This window comes from Rhodococcus sp. Leaf225 (assembly GCF_001426145.1).
Lineage (GTDB): Bacteria > Actinomycetota > Actinomycetes > Mycobacteriales > Mycobacteriaceae > Rhodococcoides.
In genome coordinates this window covers 706,118-725,241 of record NZ_LMRN01000025.1, presented here as the reverse complement: position 1 = coordinate 725,241, position 19,124 = coordinate 706,118, and the positions used below count along the sequence as shown (strand labels likewise).

The 19,124-nt window shown below is 63.4% G+C and carries 19 protein-coding genes; 12 read left to right on the top strand and 7 right to left on the bottom strand.

The annotated features are described in order from the left end of the window. Positions 1–5 precede the first annotated feature (5 nt). Positions 6–785: an SDR family NAD(P)-dependent oxidoreductase gene (locus ASG69_RS21570; RefSeq protein WP_235579038.1), complete on the bottom strand. Its 780-nt coding sequence runs from the start codon at positions 783–785 to the stop codon at positions 6–8. 26 nt (positions 786–811) lie between these two features. Between ASG69_RS21570 and ASG69_RS21565 the strand changes: the two genes are divergently transcribed. Then, a complete protein-coding gene (locus ASG69_RS21565) occupies positions 812–2,002 on the top strand; it encodes an acyl-CoA dehydrogenase family protein (RefSeq protein WP_056442732.1) in 1,191 nt (396 codons plus the stop codon). Positions 2,003–2,069: 67 nt separating this feature from the next. Here ASG69_RS21565 and ASG69_RS22380 read toward each other — a convergent pair whose 3' ends face one another. Continuing rightward, positions 2,070–2,492: a universal stress protein gene (locus tag ASG69_RS22380; protein WP_082544364.1), complete on the bottom strand. Its 423-nt coding sequence runs from the start codon at positions 2,490–2,492 to the stop codon at positions 2,070–2,072. Positions 2,493–2,547: 55 nt separating this feature from the next. After that, the gene (locus ASG69_RS21555; RefSeq protein WP_056442738.1) at positions 2,548–3,291 is read right to left on the bottom strand and encodes an SDR family oxidoreductase; all 744 of its coding nucleotides are present in this window, start codon (positions 3,289–3,291) and stop codon (positions 2,548–2,550) included. A 200-nt stretch (positions 3,292–3,491) separates the two neighbouring features. Between ASG69_RS21555 and ASG69_RS21550 the strand changes: the two genes are divergently transcribed. After that, positions 3,492–4,919: an aldehyde dehydrogenase family protein gene (locus ASG69_RS21550; RefSeq protein WP_056442741.1), complete on the top strand. Its 1,428-nt coding sequence runs from the start codon at positions 3,492–3,494 to the stop codon at positions 4,917–4,919. A 65-nt stretch (positions 4,920–4,984) separates the two neighbouring features. Here the strand turns inward: ASG69_RS21550 and ASG69_RS22695 are convergent, their stop codons facing one another. From ASG69_RS22695 to ASG69_RS21540, 3 genes are all read right to left on the bottom strand, one after another. Continuing rightward, a complete protein-coding gene (locus tag ASG69_RS22695) occupies positions 4,985–5,128 on the bottom strand; it encodes a hypothetical protein (protein ID WP_156380633.1) in 144 nt (47 codons plus the stop codon). Between the two features lie 190 nt (positions 5,129–5,318). Beyond that, positions 5,319–6,809, bottom strand: a complete 1,491-nt coding sequence (locus ASG69_RS21545) for an NAD-dependent succinate-semialdehyde dehydrogenase (protein WP_056442744.1) — start codon at positions 6,807–6,809, stop codon at positions 5,319–5,321. A gap of 124 nt (positions 6,810–6,933) precedes the next feature. Further along, positions 6,934–7,767, bottom strand: a complete 834-nt coding sequence (locus tag ASG69_RS21540) for a hypothetical protein (protein ID WP_200933865.1) — start codon at positions 7,765–7,767, stop codon at positions 6,934–6,936. Between the two features lie 151 nt (positions 7,768–7,918). Here ASG69_RS21540 and ASG69_RS21535 point away from each other — a divergent pair, with 151 nt between their 5' ends. From ASG69_RS21535 to ASG69_RS21500, 8 genes are all read left to right on the top strand, one after another. Continuing rightward, positions 7,919–8,740 carry an SDR family NAD(P)-dependent oxidoreductase gene (locus tag ASG69_RS21535; protein WP_056442750.1) on the top strand — a complete coding sequence of 274 codons (822 nt, stop codon included), beginning with the start codon at positions 7,919–7,921 and terminating at the stop codon, positions 8,738–8,740. A 67-nt stretch (positions 8,741–8,807) separates the two neighbouring features. Then, positions 8,808–10,262: an aldehyde dehydrogenase family protein gene (locus tag ASG69_RS21530; RefSeq protein ID WP_056442761.1), complete on the top strand. Its 1,455-nt coding sequence runs from the start codon at positions 8,808–8,810 to the stop codon at positions 10,260–10,262. Between the two features lie 51 nt (positions 10,263–10,313). Then, complete coding sequence (locus tag ASG69_RS21525; RefSeq protein WP_056442764.1) at positions 10,314–11,105, top strand: HpcH/HpaI aldolase family protein; 792 nt, start codon at positions 10,314–10,316, stop codon at positions 11,103–11,105. A gap of 16 nt (positions 11,106–11,121) precedes the next feature. Then, entirely contained in the window at positions 11,122–12,126 is a 1,005-nt protein-coding gene (locus tag ASG69_RS21520) for a ketopantoate reductase family protein (RefSeq protein ID WP_082544365.1), read from the top strand. Positions 12,127–12,360: 234 nt separating this feature from the next. After that, positions 12,361–12,756 carry a nuclear transport factor 2 family protein gene (locus tag ASG69_RS21515; protein ID WP_082544366.1) on the top strand — a complete coding sequence of 132 codons (396 nt, stop codon included), beginning with the start codon at positions 12,361–12,363 and terminating at the stop codon, positions 12,754–12,756. A 41-nt stretch (positions 12,757–12,797) separates the two neighbouring features. Then, positions 12,798–13,325: a cupin domain-containing protein gene (locus ASG69_RS21510; RefSeq protein WP_056442775.1), complete on the top strand. Its 528-nt coding sequence runs from the start codon at positions 12,798–12,800 to the stop codon at positions 13,323–13,325. A gap of 365 nt (positions 13,326–13,690) precedes the next feature. Continuing rightward, positions 13,691–15,124 (top strand): sugar porter family MFS transporter, encoded by a 1,434-nt coding sequence (locus tag ASG69_RS21505; protein ID WP_235579037.1) that lies wholly within the window; start codon positions 13,691–13,693, stop codon positions 15,122–15,124. Positions 15,125–15,181: 57 nt separating this feature from the next. Then, complete coding sequence (locus tag ASG69_RS21500; RefSeq protein ID WP_056442778.1) at positions 15,182–15,949, top strand: SDR family oxidoreductase; 768 nt, start codon at positions 15,182–15,184, stop codon at positions 15,947–15,949. A gap of 114 nt (positions 15,950–16,063) precedes the next feature. On the opposite strand, the gene ASG69_RS21495 is transcribed toward ASG69_RS21500, so the two are convergent. Next, positions 16,064–16,930, bottom strand: a complete 867-nt coding sequence (locus tag ASG69_RS21495; protein ID WP_056442783.1) for an IclR family transcriptional regulator — start codon at positions 16,928–16,930, stop codon at positions 16,064–16,066. Positions 16,931–17,248: 318 nt separating this feature from the next. Between ASG69_RS21495 and ASG69_RS21490 the strand changes: the two genes are divergently transcribed. Both ASG69_RS21490 and ASG69_RS21485 read left to right on the top strand, forming a co-directional pair. Next, positions 17,249–17,647, top strand: coding sequence for a MarR family winged helix-turn-helix transcriptional regulator (locus tag ASG69_RS21490; RefSeq protein ID WP_235579036.1), 399 nt, complete (start codon positions 17,249–17,251; stop codon positions 17,645–17,647). Next, positions 17,644–19,038 carry an MFS transporter gene (locus ASG69_RS21485; RefSeq protein ID WP_056442788.1) on the top strand — a complete coding sequence of 465 codons (1,395 nt, stop codon included), beginning with the start codon at positions 17,644–17,646 and terminating at the stop codon, positions 19,036–19,038. The genes ASG69_RS21490 and ASG69_RS21485 overlap by 4 nt, the downstream gene beginning before the upstream one ends. Positions 19,039–19,124 lie beyond the last annotated feature (86 nt).

The window sequence follows — 19,124 nt, the reverse complement described above, 5'->3', positions numbered from 1 at the left end:
CTTGGTCAGACGCTCGCTTCGCCGCCGTCGACCGCAATGGTCTGCCCGGTAAGGAAGTTCGGTGCTTTCAGCGCCAAGTACGTCACGACATTGGCGAGCTCGTCCGGCCTTCCCATGCGGTATGCGGGAATGCGCCGCAGAACCTTCGCCATCGCGGCATCGTCTGCGCGCAACTCGGCGTTGATGTCAGTTGCGAAGTAACCCGGTGCCACGGCGTTCATCTGTGCACCAAATCTCGCCCACTCGGCGGAAACAGACCGAGTGAAGTTGATGACGGCACCTTTGGATGCGCAGTAAGCGGAGAACCCGGGACGACCGAGCAGGCCGAACACCGACGCGACGTTGACGGCGCGACCGGCACCCGACTGCGCAAAGCGACGCCCGGCCTCGCGACTGCACAGGAACATTCCGCGGACGTTGGTGTCGAAGATTCGATCCCACTCGGCCTCGTCCAGATCGACCAGGTCGACCTGACTGGCGATGCCGGCGTTGTTCACCAGCACGTCTATCTGTCCGAAGGTCTCCTCCGCGTCCTGGAAGAGCCCGGCCACGGATTTGGCGTCGGTGACATCGGTGGCGTGCACGAGAGCGCTGCCACCGTCTGCTTCGATGGCTGCTTTCACACGTTCGAGTGGTTCGACCGACCGACCTCCGAGGACGACGAACGCGCCCTCCCTAGCTACGTCGAGCGCAATCGCTTCGCCGAGTCCGCGCCCTGCACCAGTTACCACCACCACCGACTTTGACATATGTGTAATATGTCTGACATCTAGTAGGTTAGTCAAATGGATTCACAGAGGAGCCGAAGGCCATGACCCGACTTGCACGCACCACAGGTCTGACAGTCGAGCAGGACGAGATACTGAAGGTCGTTCGACAGTTCGTCGAGAAGAAGATCATTCCTGTCGCCACCGAGTTGGAGCATGCAGACGAGTATCCGACGGAGATCGTCGAAGGACTCAAGGATCTGGGGATCTTCGGTCTCATGATCCCCGAGGAGTACGGCGGCCTGGGTGAATCTCTACTGACCTACGCATTGGTGGTCGAAGAGATCGCTCGGGGATGGATGAGCGTGTCGGGCGTGATCAATACCCACTTCATCGTGGCGTACATGCTCACGCAGCACGGCACCGAGGAGCAGAAGCAGCGCTACCTACCGCGGATGGCGCTCGGCGAGGTCCGCGGCGCGTTTTCGATGTCGGAACCCGGGCTCGGGTCGGACGTGTCGGCCATCTCGACCAAGGCCCAGAAGACCGACGACGGCTACGAGATCACCGGCCAGAAGATGTGGCTCACCAACGGCGGATCCGCAAATCTTGTTGCGGTGCTCTGCAAAACAGACGACGGTGCCGACTCTCCCTACAAGAACATGACGACGTTCCTGGTGGAGAAGGAAGCCGGCTTCGGCGAGACCGCCCAGGGGGTCACCGTGCCCGGCAAGATCGACAAGATGGGATACAAGGGCATCGACACCACCGAGTTGATCCTCGATCGACATCGCCTGAACGAATCGCAGATACTCGGCGGCATCACCGGGAAGGGCTTCTATCAGATGATGGACGGCGTCGAGGTGGGCCGCGTCAACGTGGGTGCACGCGCTGTGGGAATCGCCAACCGCGCGTTCGAACTGGGCGTGAAGTACGCGCAGCAGCGTGAGACGTTCGGAAAGCCGATCGCGCAGCATCAGGCCATTCTGTTCCGCATCGCCGAGATGGCGACCAAGGTGGAAACTGCGCACTCGATGGTGGTACGCGCGGCCCGGCTGAAAGATGCCGGCGAGCGAATGGACGTCGAGGCAGGCATGGCCAAGATGGTGGCCAGCGAGTACTGCAACGAGGTGGTTCAGGACTCGTTCCGTATTCATGGTGGATATGGCTACTCCAAAGAGTATGAAATCGAGAGGCTCTACCGCGAAGCGGCTTTCATGCTGATCGGTGAGGGCACGACCGACATCCAGAAGATCATCATCGGGCGCGCGATGCTTGCGGAGTACAAGCTCTGACCACAGGAGAACTGGACGTGACCCTTTTGTGTCACGTCCAGTCTCTCTGCTGGGTACCGGTGAGCTGTCAGACGGACTTCGCGATGTACACGTCGCAGGGCGCGTGGGCCGCGACGGCACTGGCGATACTTCCGAGCACGCGCGACAAGCCCTGGGTTCGCCGGTTACCCACGACGATGAGCTCGGCGTTGAGCCGCGCAGCTTCGTCGGACAAAGCCACCGCCGGTCGGCCGTACACCACCGATGTCGTCACGTGTTCTACCAGCGTTCGAAGGTCCTCGGCTGCGTCGGCGACGATGGCATCCGCGAGCTCACCCGACGTCACAGCGGTGGACCCCGGCCTACCGGGGTATTCCTTGACGGTGCCTCGGTCGACAGCGTTAACAATGTGAAGACTTGCTCCCAGCCTCCGTGCGATCTCGGCCGCTCGGCGGGCAGCGCGCATCGAGGCCTCCCCGCCATCCACTCCGACAACGATGACGCTTGGCATGGTCGCTCCTTGGTTCTGACCCAGTCGAGGTCGTCCGGTTAGATGTTGCCGTGAATTACATTCCGCCGTCGACCGCGATGTCCTGGCCGGTGATCATGTCCGCTTGTGGCGTGGACAGGAAGACTGCGAGGTTGGCGATGTCGACCGCTTCGATGCGCTTTTTCATGCTCTGGTTCTCGAGCACCCATTCGTGGTACTCCGGCTGCGCGTCGCCGCGCTGTCGGTACTCCGCATCCGAGTGAACCGCACCTGGCGAGATGCCGTTCACGTTGATGAGGTGCTCACCCAGTTCTCGCGCCATGCCTTTGATCAGCCCGTACATGGCACCCTTCGACGCGATGTAAGGCACATACCCTGTCCAGCGGCCAGTAAGAGTGAGCGAGGTGATGTTGACGATCTTGCCGTAGCTCTTCTTCTTCATGTGCTCCGAGCACACGCGCGACAACACGAACACCGCTGACGAATTGACGCGGACCTGGTCCTCGTACTCGGCGATGGTGAACTCTGCGTGCGGTTTGAAGATGACCAGAGCGGCGTTGTTGACCAGTACGTCGACCCCGCCGATCTCGTCCCCCAGGGCCCTCACCGACGTCTCGATGCCGGCCAGGTCGTTCAAGTCGCACTCGAAGAATCGGATTCCCTTGCCGATGCCGTCGAGCGTCTTTTCCGCGTCGGGCGCACCGGGACGATCCAACGCGATGACGTTGGCACCTTCCTCGACGTACCGGCCGACCAGGGCCTGGCCGATGGTGCCGAGCGCACCGGTGATCAAGACGTTCTTGCCTGTCAGTGAACCCACAGATCTTCCTTCATCTCGTTCCGCTCCCGGCGAAGGGCTGAGAGTTCTCCACCGCCGTGGATCTGATCTGTATAATGTCAGACTGTTTGAAGTAGGTCAAGGAACGCCTACGTCGGCGTAGAGTTCGGCATGAACTACACCACGACTTAAGTCATACTTTTGCCGTGAGGCCTTGACATCCTCGAGCACGGAGGTTCGCAGTGGAGCATTTCGCACAGCACTACATCGGCGGTCGATGGGTCGCGCCCAGTGGCGACGGAACACGCACGCTGATCGATCCGGCGTCCGAGGAGCCCTGGGCCACAGTGGCGTCCGGGGGCGGCACCGCCGATGTCGACCATGCGGTGTCGGAGGCGCGGCGCGCATTCGCCAGTTTTTCGCGGACGACAGTTGCCGACCGGATCGAGTTGATCGATCGCATCATCGCCGAATACGAACGCCGCGAACCCATGCTTGCTCGACTGATCGCCCGCGAGGTCGGCGTTCCGGTCTCCTTCACGGCTCAGGTGAGCGGGCCGGCCGGCCACATGAAGGTAGCGCGTGACCTCATCCGCACCTACGAGTTCCAGCGCGAGTTGGCCGACACGCTCGTGCGCCGCGAGGCGATCGGCGTCTGCGCACTGATCTCGCCCTGGAACTGGCCCATCCAGACGTCCGTCATCAAGGTGATCTACGGTATCGCCGCCGGCTGCACGGTGGTGTTGAAGCCGTCCGACGCCTCCCCCGCATCGGGTGTGGCGCTCGCCGAGGTCATGCACGAGGCCGGGACCCCGCCTGGTGTGTTCAATCTGGTCATCGGGCGAGGAAGCGTCGTGGGCGATGCACTCTCGCGCCATCCCGATGTGGACATGGTCTCGTTCACCGGCTCCACCGGCGCTGGAGTCAAGGTGGGCGAGGCTGCAGCACAGACCGTCAAACGCGTGTGTCTCGAGCTCGGCGGTAAATCGGCGAACATCGTTCTCACCGACGCCGACCTGGAGAAGGCAGCGCGCTGGAATGTGCAGCGCGGGTTCTCCAACACCGGCCAGTCCTGCCACGCACCCAGCCGAATGCTGGTGCACGAGTCGCAGGTCACGGACATACTTCCGTTCATCACCGACGAGATCGGGAGAATGCGACTCGGTGACCCTCGCGACCCTTCGACGACGCACGGTCCGCTCGTGCACGCGCAGCAGTACGAGAGCGTGCAGAATCACATCGAGGTCGGCATCAGGGAGGGCGGCACCCTCGTCACCGGTGGTGGGGGCCGGCCAGACGGTTTCGATCGGGGATTCTTCTGCCAACCCACCGTCCTCGCGGACGTCGATCGTGAGATGACCCTCGCCCGAGAGGAGATCTTCGGTCCCGTACTCGTCGTGATGCCATACCGTACCGAAGAACAAGCGCTCGAGATCGCCAACGATTCGATCTTCGGTCTCGGTGGCTACGTGTTCAGTGAAAATCGCGACCGTGGTTGGGAATTCGCGTGCGGTCTCCGCGCCGGGCGGGTGTCTTTCAATGGCGCGAACACAAACTCCCTGACGCCCATGGGCGGTTACAAGCAGTCGGGCATCGGCAGGTCGATGGGTGAGTACGGACTCGACGAATACCTCGAAGTGAAGTCGGTCTATGGATTCACCACTCAATGATTCAACCGCCGTCTGGAATTCAGCTATCCAGCGAGAATTCTCGCGATCATCACCGGCGGAGCCGCTCATTCCTCGACGATCCGAACAGCGGCCGCTGCCAGTTCCGACAACGCCCAGCCTGTGACGATCGCGGCGATCATCACGGTGAACACGATTGTTGTCAGCACTGTGCGGATCGCGACGGTGATAGTTTCGATCACACGGGTCACGGTTCGTTTCCTCCGATCTCGATAGCGCAGTCATTGTCATCGGAGTCACGAGCGAACCCGGAGAGCCGTCGGTCGGACCACTCGGAGTCGACGCCTCGGCGTCTCCGCCACTACTCGGTTACTTCACCCCGTCGATCGATCACGTGCTGTGCGCCACGCTCTCAGCGACCGACCACGCAAGGTGGCCGCATCACGCCTTGGGCATTGCCATGTATTTGAACTCGAGGTACTCGTCCATGCCCACCCGGCCACCTTCACGCCCCAACCCCGATGCCTTGACTCCACCGAAAGGGGCGACAGGATTGGACACGATTCCGGTGTTCAGACCGACCATGCCCACCTCGAGTGCGTCGCCGACACGGAAGCTGCGGTCCACGTCCTGCGTGAACAAGTACGCCGCAAGCCCCCACGGGGTGTCATTTGCCATCCGCACGGCCTCCTCCTCGGTGTCGAAAGAGACGATGGGAGCAACGGGCCCGAATATCTCCTCGGACAGAAGGTCCGCATCTGCGGAGACGTTCGAAAGAACGGTGGGTAGGAAGAAGAACCCCGCACGGTCCGGGCTGGTTCCACCACAGACCACCGTCGCGCCTTTCTGAACGGCGTCTCCCACCAGGGCTCGAACCTTCGCAAGGGCTTTCGCTTCGACGAGGGGACCTACCGTGGTGCTCTCGTCCAGACCGTCACCGACGAACAATGAATCGAAGCGTGCAGCGAGCCGCTTCGCGAACTCGTCTGCCACCGATCGGTGTACGAGTATTCGATTGGCAGCTGTGCACGCCTCCCCCATGTTCCGCATCTTGGCCGCGAAAGCACCCTCCACGGCACGGTCGAGGTCCGCGTCCTCGAACACGATCAAGGGTGCGTTCCCACCGAGCTCCATCGACGAACGCATGACATGCGCGGACGCTTGCTCCAGCAACCTGACACCGACGGCTGTCGATCCGGTGAAGCTGATCTTGCGGGCGATTCCGCTGGCCATCCACGGCGAGACGACGGCGGAGGCGTCGGACGTGCACACGACGTTCACCACCCCCTTGGGTAGTCCGGCCTCGACGAGTATGTCCACCAGCGCCAGGGATGAGAGCGGTGCCAGGTGCGCAGGCTTGAACACCACCGTGCAACCGGCCGCGATTGCAGGTCCGATCTTTCGCGCGCCCATCGCGAGCGGAAAGTTCCATGGCGTGACCAGCACGCACGGACCGACCGGCTCCCGCGAGACGATGATGCGATTCGAGCCGTCGCCGGTCAGCGTCACGTCGCCGACGACACGAACGGCTTCTTCCGAGAACCAGCGCAAGAACTCTGCCGCGTAGGCCACCTCACCGCGGGCCTCGCCGATGGGCTTGCCCATCTCCCTCGTGATGATGACGGCGAGATCCTCCTGCTTCTCCATCATCGAGTCGTGAGCGCGACGGAGAATGTCACTACGCTCGCGCGGCGATGTCCTGGCCCACTCCTTCTGCGCCCGGCCGGCCGCACCGATGGCACGCAACGCGTCCTCTGCGCCCCCGTCCGCGACCGAGGCGATGACCGTCTCCGTGGCCGGATCGACGACGTCGAAACGCTTGCCGGACGCAGACTCGCACCACTCACCGTCGATGAACACACCGGTGGACACAGTGGCGATCACATCGCGCACGCGGGAGTTCGTGCACTGGTCGTCGACTGCGGTGGTCATCAGGTCTCGAGCCTCTTTCGGTGATGCGACACTTGCCCGCTTGTGATCGGTGCAGCACCCGACCATGCCCCGGGCTGCGCTCGCACGGCTTCGTCCACGGTGGACCCCGCGTTCGCCGTGATGCTCAGAAGGTGTGGAGAACCGCACGGAAGAACTCGGTGGGTTCGACTGCCTCGATCGATACCGGGCCTTCGTTCGCCAGGAACTCGAAACCCGTCTCAGCACCGTACTTCTCACCGTCCACGAGAACGTTACCGTTCAGCTGGAAGAGTATTTCGATCGACGAGAACTGACCTGCGCCGTACACGGCGCCCGGGTCGAGCTTCACGAAACCGATGCGAAGATCACGCTCGGTGAAATTGCCGAGCCACTTGTTCCAGACTCCGGTGTCGCCGTCCTGGATCCAGTCGAAGGCCGCGGGATTCATCGCGATCACGTCGGTGTAACGAGGCGTCGCGAACTCCAACTCGCGGCCGGTCGCATGCTCGAAGATGGCCTGAGAACCGTCGGTGGTCCTCTCGACACCATCGGAATCGGTGTAGTGGTACATGCCCTTCTTGAACACGCCGGTCTTGTTCAGTTCCGCATTGGTTGCTTCGCGCTGTGCGACCGAGAGGTAACCGTTACCGCTGGCTCCACCCGCCTGCAGGACGAGCGTGCGGAGGCCTTCTTCGCGCTCCTGGGGTCCGTAGTGGACGCTCTCCGGGAAATAACCGACCCAGCCCTGTTCCAGATAGTCGGTCTCGGAGTAGGGCAGGCGCCCCTCGACGACGTAGCGGATCTGATCGAAATCGTGCCGGTGGCGTGGGGTGCGCCAACCCCCACTGCCGGTGTAACCGGTGTTGAGGTCGTAGTTGTTGGGCGAGCCGTCCACCCCGAACAGCAGGTGCTTCTGTTCGAGCTTTCCCTCACGCATAGTTCCGACGGCTTCTTCACCGGTCTCGGATGCCCTGCTCACTCGCATCTTCTACTCCTTCGTCACGTCTGTTCGGTCGGTCCGACTTCGTTGACAATATCCCATAGTTCGGGATATTGTCCAGCAACGGTTTGACGCAGATCACACTTTGGCTGAACGCCGACATCCACGTACCGCGACATCGAGGACCGACATGACGACAGCACTCACCCACGCCCCGCAGGATTCGGGGGTCCCGGCATCGGCCCGGGATTTCAGTGTCGAGGACAGGGTGGTGATCGTCACCGGCGCCGGCCAGGGCATCGGTCGTGAGATCGCTCGTCAGTTCGCCGCTGCAGGTGCGTTGGCCGTCGTCGCCGATCTCGACGTCGCCCGGGCTGCATCAGTCGTCGACGAGATCGAGAGCGCCGGCGGAACTGCACTGGCCGTACGAGTCGACGTCGGGGACGAGCAGGCCGTGGGTGCCATGGTGGACACCGTCGTCGCCACTTGGGGGCGGATCGACGTACTGATCAACAATGCGTCCGTCTTCGCGACCATCGAGAAGGGCCCGTTCGACGAAATCCCTGTCGCGCAGTGGGAGCACGTGCTCCGTGTCAACATCACCGGCACCTACCTGTGTGTACGGGCCGTGGCGTCCCATATGCGTGCGGCAGGGTTCGGTCGCATCGTCAACATCTCCTCCGACGCCGTCACGCGCGGAACCGTCAACTACCTGCACTACGTCACTTCCAAGTCCGCCCTCATCGGGATGACGAACTCGTTGGCACGTGAGCTCGGCCCCCACGGGATCACGGTCAACTGCGTCCGGCCGGGCTCGGTCGCCACCGAGGTGGAACGAGTCATCAATCCCACTCCCGAGGTGCGCCAGCGAGCACAGTCCTTGCAGTGCATCCCACGCGGAATGGTTCCGACCGACCTCGTGGGCATCATGTTCTTCCTTGCGACACCGGCCTCGGCCTTCGTCACGGGTCAGACGATCGCGTGCGACGGCGGTTACACGCACAGCAGCTGATCTACGAGGACCCACGCCCACGACCACCGAATCACGACAGCCCCGACGGGCGAGGAGAACCGACTTCATGAGGCACTTCCCCCACTTGTACATCGACGGACGATGGGTCGAGCCCATCGCGCCTCGTCAGGTAGAACTCGTCGACCCCACCCGCGAGGAGCCCTTCGCGTCCGTAGCTCTCGGTGGGGTGGCGGACGCCGACCTGGCTGTCGCGGCCGCTCGACGGGCGTTCGAGACCTTCTCGGTCATGCCTGTGGAAAATCGAATCACCCTTATCGAACGCATCATCGACGTGTACGAGACGTACATCGACGACTTCTCCGAGCTCATCGCGCACGAGGTGGGCATCCCCGTGTCCAACCGTGCCCAGGTCACGGGGCCCGCCGGACACATGCGCGTCGCGCGGGACGTCCTGCGTACCTATCCATTCGAGTCCAGTGTGGGTGGAGCCATCGTGCGCCGCGAGCCGATCGGTGTGTGCGCACTGATCTCGCCGTGGAACTGGCCAGTTCAGACCGGAGTCATCAAGCTCATCTACGCCGTCGCTGCGGGGTGCACCGTCGTCGCGAAGCCGAGTATCGAGTCTGCGGCGAGTGGCGTGCTCCTGGCCGAGGTGCTCCACGAGGCGGGAGTTCCCGCAGGGGTGTTCAACCTCGTCAGCGGTACCGGTCGCGAAGTGGGTGACAGGCTCTCCCACCATCCGGACGTCGACATGATTTCCTTCACCGGGTCCACCGGTGCCGGGAAGCTCGTGGGCGCTGCCGCTGCCGGCAGCTCGGTCAAGCGCGTGTGCCTCGAGCTCGGCGGCAAGTCGGCGAACATTGTTCTGCCCGACGCCGACCTGGAGAGGGCCGCACGATGGAACATCCAGCGCTGCTTCGTCAATACGGGACAGTCGTGCCATGCACCGAGCCGAATGCTGGTGCACGAGAGCCAGATCGACGAGGTGACAGGGTACCTCGTGGACGAGGCGCACCGTTTCCGGCTCGGCGACCCACTGGACCCCTCGACCACGATGGGCCCCGTCGTCAGCGCCTCGCAGTTCGAGTCGATCCAGAATCTGATCCGCACTGCCCTCGACGAGGGTGCTGTTCTCGCGACGGGCGGTGCAGGACGCCCGGAGGGATTCGAGCGGGGATTCTTCGTGCAACCGACCGTGTTGACCGAGGTGACGCCGAAGATGACCATCGCTCGTGAAGAGGTGTTCGGCCCCGTGCTCGTCGTTCTCTCCTACCGCGACCAGGACGAAGCCGTGCGTATCGCGAACGACTCACCCTACGGTCTCGGCGGATACGTGTTCGGGACGGATCGGGACAACACCAGAAGCGTGGCCGACCGCCTCCGGGCGGGGCGCATCAGCGTCAACGGCGCCGCCACAGATTCACACACTCCGATGGGCGGATACAAGCAGTCCGGAATCGGGCGGTCGATGGGCAGGCTCGGATTCGAGGAGTACCTCGAGGTCAAGTCCGTCTACGGATTCGAGGACGAGGCGAACGACCTGCCCGTTCTGTTCAGCTGAACCACCACGCCCGTACGACGACATCGATGACCGGTCAGGAGACCACAACACATGAGTGACGACGCGCCCGTTCTGCTTCACAATCTCGCCAAGGAGAAGATGGCGAGGGGTGAGCCGGTCTATTCGATGACCGTCCGTCTCGTTCGAACCATCGACATCGCATCCATCGCCCACACCGCGGGTTTCGACACCGTGTACATCGACCTCGAACACAGCAGTTTCTCACTGCAGGACACCGGTCAGATCTGTATGGCCTGTAATCACCTCGGCGTCACTCCGCTGGTTCGCGTACCCGATCTGGACCCCGCACTGATTGCGCGCGTGATGGACTCCGGCGCAATGGGAATCGTCGTCCCGGGTGTGTCATCCGGCGACGAAGCCCGCGCTGTGGTTCGCGCCGTGAAGCACGCTCCACTGGGTGAGCGCTCACTTGCGGGGGCGGCTCCACAATTGCTGTACCGCACACTGCCCGCAGACCGAGTGGTGCGCGAGCTGGACCGATCGTCTCTGGTGGTCGTCATGATCGAATCGCAGGCAGGTCTCGACGCCGCGGAGGACATCGCTTCCGTCGACGGCGTCGACGTCGTCCTCGTGGGCGCCAATGATCTGAGCGTCGAGCTCGGTGTGGCCGGGCAGGTCGATCATCCTGACATCCACCAGGCATACCTACGGGTCATCGAAGCATGCAAGGCCGGCGGGAAGACTGTCGGAATCGGAGGGATGGGTGGTCGCCCCGACTTGATCCGCCAGTACCTCGACATGGGTGCCCGCTACGTCTCCACCGGCAACGACATCTCGTTCCTTTCCGCGGCCGCGGCGCAGAAGCGCCAGCAGTTCACCTGACGTGGGGAACGACGTCATGAGAATCTGCGTCTATGGAGCCGGAGCTGTGGGCGGACACATCGCCGGGCGCCTCGCAGCCGGGACCGGTGACACAGAAGTCTCCGTCATCGCGCGCGGCGCACATCTTGCAGCGATGCGCGCTGACGGATTGCTCCTGAGAACCCACGACGGCGAGCTGCGGTCACGTCCGTTCGCCACTGATCGTCCCGCAGACCTTCCGCCCCAGGACATCGTGATCGTCGCGGTCAAAGCGCCCACCTTGCCGTCGATCGCAGCAGACGTGGCATCGCTGTTGCACGAGGACAGCCTCGTCCTGTTCGTCACCAACGGGATTCCCTGGTGGTACTTCCACTCTCACGGCGGACCGCTGGACGGCACACCTCTGCGCCGGCTGGACCCGACGCTCGAACTCCAGTCGCACATCGGGGGTGAGCGTGCGGTGGGCGCCGTGGCCTACACCGCGGGGACCGTCGTCGAGCCGGGCGTGATCAGTGCGGTGAACCCACGCAACAGGCTCATCGTGGGCCGACCCGACGGCCGTCCGGACGGTCGCCTGGACGCTTTCACCGCCCTGTTCGAATCCAGTGGCCTGGAGGTAGCGGTGACACCCACGATCCGGGACGCTGTCTGGGCCAAGTTGTCGATGAATCTCATCGGTGGCCTGCTCGGGGTTCTCACGTGTTCCGTAATGAAGGATGTTCTCGGGGAACCCGCTGTCGCGACTGTCGCAATGGCCATGGTGACAGAGAGCAGCGCCATCGCTCGCGCTCTGGGGTGCGACGGTGGTGACCCGGCGGAGGTGCTGCGCAAACAGCATTCGTCGACACATCTGCAGAGCGTTGTCCAGGACCTTCAGGCCGGGAGGCCGATGGAGATCGACGCCCTTTTCAGGGTTCCTCTCGACCTCGCCGACCTGGCACAGGTGCCGACACCCACGTTGTCGTTCGTCATCGCCCTGGTCACCCGACGCGCGCGTGCTGCCGGTCTCTATGCCGACTCGAACGGCGTGGTGAACCGCTGACCACTTACCCAGGTCGTCTCGTTCGTTGCGCATATAGCCGAGGGCTATGCGCACATTCGGTTCTCGGTATTGGACGCGGGCGCACTCGCGAGACGTTAATGGGAGACGCTCGTGTGATCTGCCCGACAACCCCCGTCGTCGGCGTTCCCAGCACCCACCACTCGCCCCGAGCCGCCCGGGTCACTCCGGCGGTCCCGGTGCAGCCCACACAACAACACGGAGAACACTGTTTCGATGCGCGCCACCTCTCACACTACCGGCCTTCTCACCGACTACTACTCGGCAATGGAAGCGAACGACCCTGCCCGGTTCAGCGCGTATTACGCCGACGACATGACACTGACCTTCGGCAACAGTCCTCAGATCGTCGGGCGCGAAGACATCGTAGCTGCGTTCAGCAGCAAACTCGATCACGTCGAGTCGCTGGGCCACGAACTCGTGGAGGTGTGGGAGGAGGACGGCGGCGTCGTCTTCTTCGAATCGCTCGGACGCTGGACATTACGCAACGGAGAGATCGTGGAGATCAAGGCCGCCTCGAAGATCACCATCGTCGATGGGAAGTTCGTCGATCAGCGCATCTACGTCGACAACGCCCCGGTCGACGCAGCACTGGAACGTGAACGCGCGTGATCATTCGCCCGACAACACATCCCGAGAAAGGACACCGATCGATGGCTGGAGAGCACCGTGAATTTCAGTCGCGCCTCATCGTCACCGGGCTCGACGACGCGGGGAGGTCCACGATCGTGAGCGACGGGCCGACGACCGACCGCCTCGTCGCAGACGGCTACACACGCAATCATCTGTGGCAGGCGACCGAGGTACCCACCCCGGTCACCGCCCCGAGCGGACCGGGTGACGCATCGATCATCCCGCCGCCGCCGACCGGCTACAACTACGTGATCACTGCTTTCGCTCCGGACGAGCAGTGGGACTACGAGGGCGGCTACGCACGGATTCTGGCCGAATCGGGCGCGGGCGACTCGGTCGACCCCGACGACGCCCCGGGAATGCACACGACGGACACGATCGACATCGTCACGATCATCTTCGGAGAAGCGCGGGTGATCCTCGATACGGGCGAGACGGTCATGCGACCGGGCGACACCATCGTTCAGCGTGGAACCAAGCACGCCTGGCGGAACCGTACGAACGAACCCTGTGTGGTGTCCGCAGTACACATCAGCGCAACTCGCTGAACGACACCTCGACGAATCCGGTGCCGGTGGCAGCTCACCGACACCGGATTCGTCGTGTCCGGGTTGATCGGCGCCCAGTGAAGATCCCCGTCAGCAAGGCACCGTGAGGTTATTGACTAATTCCCACAGTGCAGGATATCGTGAATCTGTGAGCGCAGTCACTGTGGCCGCGGAGGGTGGGCGACGTCCCCACGTCTGCGCGCTCCTCCGCCCTCTCTGATTTCACCGCCTCGTCCATCGTCTTTCGCTGCGCTCCCCTGGCGGGCTGCGCTCCTTCACTGTCTCAAGCACCAGCTGTCGCCCAAGCTCGAACGCATGACATGCGCGGACGCGGCCTCAGCCCGTTCATCCACTAAGGAGTACCTGTGTCCGAAAAGTTGGACTCTCCGCGAGTCCGAACCGATCAGAGCGGTCACGAAGACCCGAGATCGTTCCTCTTCCGTCTGACGCTGATCGCCAGCATCGGGGGTCTCCTCTTCGGTCTGGACACCGGAGTTATCGCGGGAGCGCTCGTCTACCTACGGGACGACTTCAATCTGACCGCCGTCAGCGAAGGCCTGGTGGTCACCTCGCTGTTGTTCCCGGGCGCGACCGTGGGAGCGCTTCTCGGCGGCCCCATCGCAGATCGAGTGGGTCGTAGGAAGTCACTTGTCATCGCGGGTCTGATCTTCATCGTCAGCACCATCGTCTGCGCACTGGCCCCCACCGTCGCCATCCTGGTCGCCGGCCGGGTCGCCCTCGGCTACGCCGTGGGAGTCGCCTCCGTCGTCGTCCCGCTCTACCTCGCAGAGATGGCGCCGGCATCGCAACGCGGGCGGATCGTCACCATGAACCAGCTGATGATCACCGTCGGACTCTTCCTCGCGTTCGTCATGAACGCACTACTGGCGAACCTCATCGACAGCTCGGTCGTGTGGCGCTACATGATCGGCATCGCCGCGATTCCCGCGCTCGCCCTGTTCTTCGGAATGAGCGCGCTTCCCGACACACCGCGTTGGTACGCGAGCAAACAGCGCTGGACCGAGGCGAAGGACGTTCTGCGTCGCGCTCACATGGCAGATCGAGTCGAAGCCGAGTACGCACAGATTTCCTCGATCGTCGAGTCCGATCAAATCAAGGGCAAGCTGTCGGTACTGACTGTGCTCCGCAACGAACCGTGGATGAAGAAGCTGATCCTGGTGGGCATCGTCCTGGCAGTCGCACAGCAGACGACCGGCATCAATGTCGTCATGTACTACGCCCCGACCGTTCTCGAGAGTTCCGGCCTGACCCGATCCGCCGCACTGCTCGCCTCCGTCACCGTGGGCATCGCGATGATCATCTTCACCATCATCGGCATGTGGATCCTGGGCGTCATGGGACGTCGAAAGATGATGTTGTTCGGGTTCGTCGGCGTCGCTGCTTCGCACCTGGGCCTTCTCATGACCTATTTGCTCCCGGAAACCACCTTGCGCTCGTACCTCATCCTGCTGTTCATGCTTGCGGTCACGGGCTTCATGGTCACCTTCCTGGGAACGACCGGCTTCCTCGTCCTCTCCGAACTCTTCCCGCTACCGATTCGCGGATTCGCGATGGGCGCCTCGCTCGGTGGACTGTGGATCGCCAACTCGCTCATCTCGTTCCTCTTCCCGATTCTCGCCGAGCGGTACGGATCGGTGGTGGTGTTCGGTGGGTTCATGGTGCTCAACGTGCTGGCCGCCCTCTTCGCGTTCAAATTCATTCCCGAGACGAAGGGCCGAACACTCGAGGAGGTGGAAGTCGACATGCGCGCTCGTGGGACCGCAGTGGTTCACCCTTGATCCTGGCAGCACGACTGCCCGTCTCTGACCTCACCCCTACAGAAATGTGATCGATCGATGACTGAACGCAGATTCGACGGGAAAGCCGTCTTCGTCACCGGAGCCGGCAGCGGCATAGGCCGCGCCGCGGTGCTCGCTTTCGCACGCGAAGGTGCCGACGTGGTACTAGCCGACATCGACTCCGCAGGTAACGAGGAAACTGCTCGTCTCGCTGCCGACCACGGCGGCCGACTCGTACCCGTGACGTGCGACGTGTCCAAGGCGGACGACATCCGCACCGCGATCGACAAGACTGTCGACGCTTTCGGACGCCTCGACGTGGCGTTCAACAACGCGGGGATCGAGCAACCTGCCGCCCCGTTGGTGGATATCGAGGACGACCAGTGGTCCCGAATCATCGACATCGATCTCCGTAGCGCCTTCCTCTGCATGAAGTACGAGATCCCCGCCATGCTCGCCACCGGCGGCGGTTCGATCGTCAACACATCGTCGGGAGCAGGCGTCGTCGGCATCCGCGGGCAGGCAGCGTACGTCGCCGCCAAGCACGGATTGATCGGGCTCACCAAGTCAGCAGCGCTCGACTACGCTGCTGAGGGTATTCGCGTCAACGCAGTGTGCCCCGGCATCATCGAGACACCCATGATGGACCGGTTCTCGGGCGGAACGCCGGAAGGTCGAGCCCGAGTCATCGGCCAGGAGCCGGTGGGACGTATGGGAACACCCGAGGAGATCGCCTCTGCAGTTCTGTGGTTGTCCTCCGATCTCGGCAGTTTCGCGACCGGACATGCCATGGTCATCGACGGAGGCCAGACCGTCGGCATCTGACACCCGACCGACTCCCCCACGAATGCCGCCCGACAGCGCCACGCGCGCAGTCGGGCGGCACTCGCCGTTGCGACCCGTCCGCCCGCTCTGCGCAGTCCGCAGCCCTGCCCGGATCTAACTGGACTCGTTCGTACTCGCGTCACGCTCGATCGCTGTCACACCGTCCGAGATCGTGGTGGCAGCGCGTCGGACGGCAAAGACAGCACGTTCCACGTCCACATCGCGCCGTTCGTTCACGTCCCAGGCCACTCCCACGCTGCCCAGAGCGGTTCTTCGTTCGGTGAGAACCGGCGCAGCGACGCCGCAGACCCCCGGGTTGAACTCGCCCACGGTCACCACGTAGCCATCCTTCTTGAACGCACCCAGTGTCGTACGGAACGTGCTCCACGAGTCTCCGAGACCCGCACGCTCGATCTCCTCGCGTTGCCGCGGGTACAGGGCCTTGAGCCGGTGATGCGGGAGGTGCGCGAGGATCACCTTCGAGACAGCGCCGTGAAACAACGGGCGGCGTTCGCCACGACTGAAACGATTCGCCGGGCTCAATGGCGCTCGGTACTCCCCGACACACAGGACGGAGTCTCCGAACGGCCGACACAACAATGCCGAATGGCCGATGGTGTCCACGAGATCCTCGAGCACACCACGGCTCGCCAGCAGCAGGGGATCCGTCTGTCGGATCTGCAGGTCCATCTCGATGATGCGCGGGCCGAGCGAGTACTGACCGTTTCGAACGGACGCTATCAATCCGGCATCGTGCAGCGACTTGATGTACCGGTACCCAGTGGATCGGGACGTGTCCAGAACCTCGAGGATCGCCGCAGTGGACCACGTCGGCTGCGACTCGCTGAACAGTTCCAGGATGTGCAGCATCTTGCCGAGACTGTTCGCCGCGTCGGGGGCGCCCGCCGCGTCGTCGGTCGATACAGCAGGCCCCGTCCACGCTTCGACGTCCGCCGGGACGCCTGTGTCTGCCCGATCCATGTGAGTTCGAACCTCTCTCGATCGTCTGCTGGCGGACCGATCACCTGCCCTGCCGGACAACGTGATACGCCATGCCGGCTGCCCTGATGATAGTGGCCGCGTGTCGATGGATTGCGAATCGCTGAACCCTTCGACCGCCGGTTAGACAGTGATGCTTACTACTGTTCGCTCTCAGCGTGGACTTTGCCTGCATCCTGCCGCTATATTGGTAAGCATAGCTGGCTAATATCGGAGGATCCCGTGAACAGGAAAGTCGACCGCCTCAGAGAAGACATCGTTCTCTTCAACCGAGCGATTCGGCAGAACGACGCAGGCCACATGTTGACACCCACTCAGCTCCAAGCGCTCGGACATCTCGACCGCCTGGGCGCGATGAGCGCGCGCGCGCTTGCGACCGTGGAGCGCGTGACGCCTCAGACAGTGGCCCGAACGATCTCACTGCTGGAAGAACACGCGCTCGTCGCTCGCATCCAGGACCCGAACGACGGTCGCGCGCAGATCATCTCGATCACCGACAACGGCCGGGCCAAGCTCCGGGCAGACCGTGAGAAGCGGGACGAGTGGCTGGCCGGCGTGCTGAGTGAACACTGCAGCGACGTGGAACGCGACGTGTTGTTCGCCGCAGGTGCGCTTCTTCGTCGCCTGTCGACCGCCCCAGTCCCCACCGACGCATCCGTGACACCGACGGCGGACGGAGCGAAGGGTGTGCGCACATGACGGTGGAGACGACCGGAAAAATCGCGCGGTCGACGATCCCCTTCCGTGTTCGCGGAGCAGCCGCTACGGGAACAGTCCTCCAACCGCTCAACTCGTCGATGATCGCGGTCGCCATCGTCGGCATCGCCGCCCAGTTCGGACACGGCGCCGGGGTGTCGTGGGTCATCTCCGCCATGTACATCACGACAGCCGTGTGTGCACCCATGGCGGGTCGGCTGGGGTCGATGCTGGGCGCGCGGCGGGTCTTTCTGGCAGGACTCGCTTTCGTGGCCGCGGGATCGATCTCCGGCGCCTTCGCACCGGGCATCGGGTGGCTGATCGGCTCTTACATCATTCTGGGCGTGGGTATCTCGGCGCACATGCCCAACGCCATGACGATGGTGAGGGCCTACGGCGAACTGCACGGCCAGCAGACACGAACTGCACTGACGACCATCGTGATGTGCGGTCAGTCGGTCGCTGCGCTCGGACCCACAGTCGGCGGCCTGCTGGTCGGTACCTTCGGGTGGCAGTCGATCCTCTGGGTGAACATCCCGGTCGTCGCACTCAGTGCGGTGGCTGTCCTGAGCGTGGACGTCGGGGACCGGGGTCGACCCACCGTGTCGCTGCGTGAAGCCCTGGGTTCCATGGACGGTGGCGGAATCGCGTTCTTCGTTGCCGGCGTGACCAGTCTGATGGTGTTTCTGGTGTCCATGTCCGACGGGGCCCGTTGGTGGATCCTGCCGGTGTCGATCACCAGCTTCGCTCTGTTCGTCGGCCAAGAACTACGAGTGCCGCAGCCGTTCTTCGACGTGCGAGCGCTCGCGCACAACCGGGCCCTCGCCGCCACGTTGACAGGGGCGTTGATCACGTACACAAGCTTCTACTGCGTGTTCTTCGGAATCCCGCAGTGGCTGCAGGCGTCACGGGGCATGTCCCCGATCGAGACCGGACTGACCATGCTCCCCGTCGCCGGAGTCACCGTGCTGTCCACCGTTGTCGGAGCGCGGGTCTACGGACGGTTCGGCGCACGTCGGACCCTCATCGCCGGCACAGTGATGATGCTCGTCGGCGGCACGTTGATCGCCACAGTGGAGGACAGCGCCGCCCCGATATACGTTCTGCTGTTGGTGGCCGCGGTGCTCGGCATCCCGAACGGGTTTCACAACATCGGCAATCAGAGTCTGATCAACGCGACGACGTCCGTCGACGACGTCGGCACGGCCATCGGGATGTACCGGACGATCGCCTTCGTCGGCGCGAACCTCGCCGTGGTGGTGCTGCAGGTGACCGCCGGTCCCGTGATGGACGATGCGGGTCTGCACCGAACCGGGCTGTTCATCGTCCTGAGCGCCGCCGTGGTCCTGATAGGGCTGCTCGCATACCGACGCGCGTCAGCGTCGCGACACTGACGGAAAGACGAAACCGGGCCCGTCGGCTCCGGTCACCTCCGAAGAGGCGACCGGGCGCCGAACGGGCCCGCTTCGCTCCGGTCCGC

What these genes read in the sequence shown, in the direction of transcription:
- ASG69_RS21500 (WP_056442778.1), top strand. Translation starts at nt 15,182, where the DNA reads ATGACTGAACGCAGATTCGACGGGAAAGCCGTCTTCGTCACCGGAGCC.
- ASG69_RS21510 (WP_056442775.1), top strand. Translation starts at nt 12,798, where the DNA reads ATGGCTGGAGAGCACCGTGAATTTCAGTCGCGCCTCATCGTCACCGGG.
- ASG69_RS21520 (WP_082544365.1), top strand. Translation starts at nt 11,122, where the DNA reads ATGAGAATCTGCGTCTATGGAGCCGGAGCTGTGGGCGGACACATCGCC.
- ASG69_RS21545 (WP_056442744.1), bottom strand. Translation starts at nt 6,809, where the DNA reads ATGACCACCGCAGTCGACGACCAGTGCACGAACTCCCGCGTGCGCGAT.
- ASG69_RS22380 (WP_082544364.1), bottom strand. Translation starts at nt 2,492, where the DNA reads ATGCCAAGCGTCATCGTTGTCGGAGTGGATGGCGGGGAGGCCTCGATG.
- ASG69_RS21495 (WP_056442783.1), bottom strand. Translation starts at nt 16,930, where the DNA reads ATGGATCGGGCAGACACAGGCGTCCCGGCGGACGTCGAAGCGTGGACG.
- ASG69_RS21530 (WP_056442761.1), top strand. Translation starts at nt 8,808, where the DNA reads ATGAGGCACTTCCCCCACTTGTACATCGACGGACGATGGGTCGAGCCC.
- ASG69_RS21535 (WP_056442750.1), top strand. Translation starts at nt 7,919, where the DNA reads ATGACGACAGCACTCACCCACGCCCCGCAGGATTCGGGGGTCCCGGCA.
- ASG69_RS21525 (WP_056442764.1), top strand. Translation starts at nt 10,314, where the DNA reads ATGAGTGACGACGCGCCCGTTCTGCTTCACAATCTCGCCAAGGAGAAG.
- ASG69_RS21485 (WP_056442788.1), top strand. Translation starts at nt 17,644, where the DNA reads ATGACGGTGGAGACGACCGGAAAAATCGCGCGGTCGACGATCCCCTTC.
- ASG69_RS21490 (WP_235579036.1), top strand. Translation starts at nt 17,249, where the DNA reads ATGTTGACACCCACTCAGCTCCAAGCGCTCGGACATCTCGACCGCCTG.
- ASG69_RS21515 (WP_082544366.1), top strand. Translation starts at nt 12,361, where the DNA reads ATGCGCGCCACCTCTCACACTACCGGCCTTCTCACCGACTACTACTCG.
- ASG69_RS21565 (WP_056442732.1), top strand. Translation starts at nt 812, where the DNA reads ATGACCCGACTTGCACGCACCACAGGTCTGACAGTCGAGCAGGACGAG.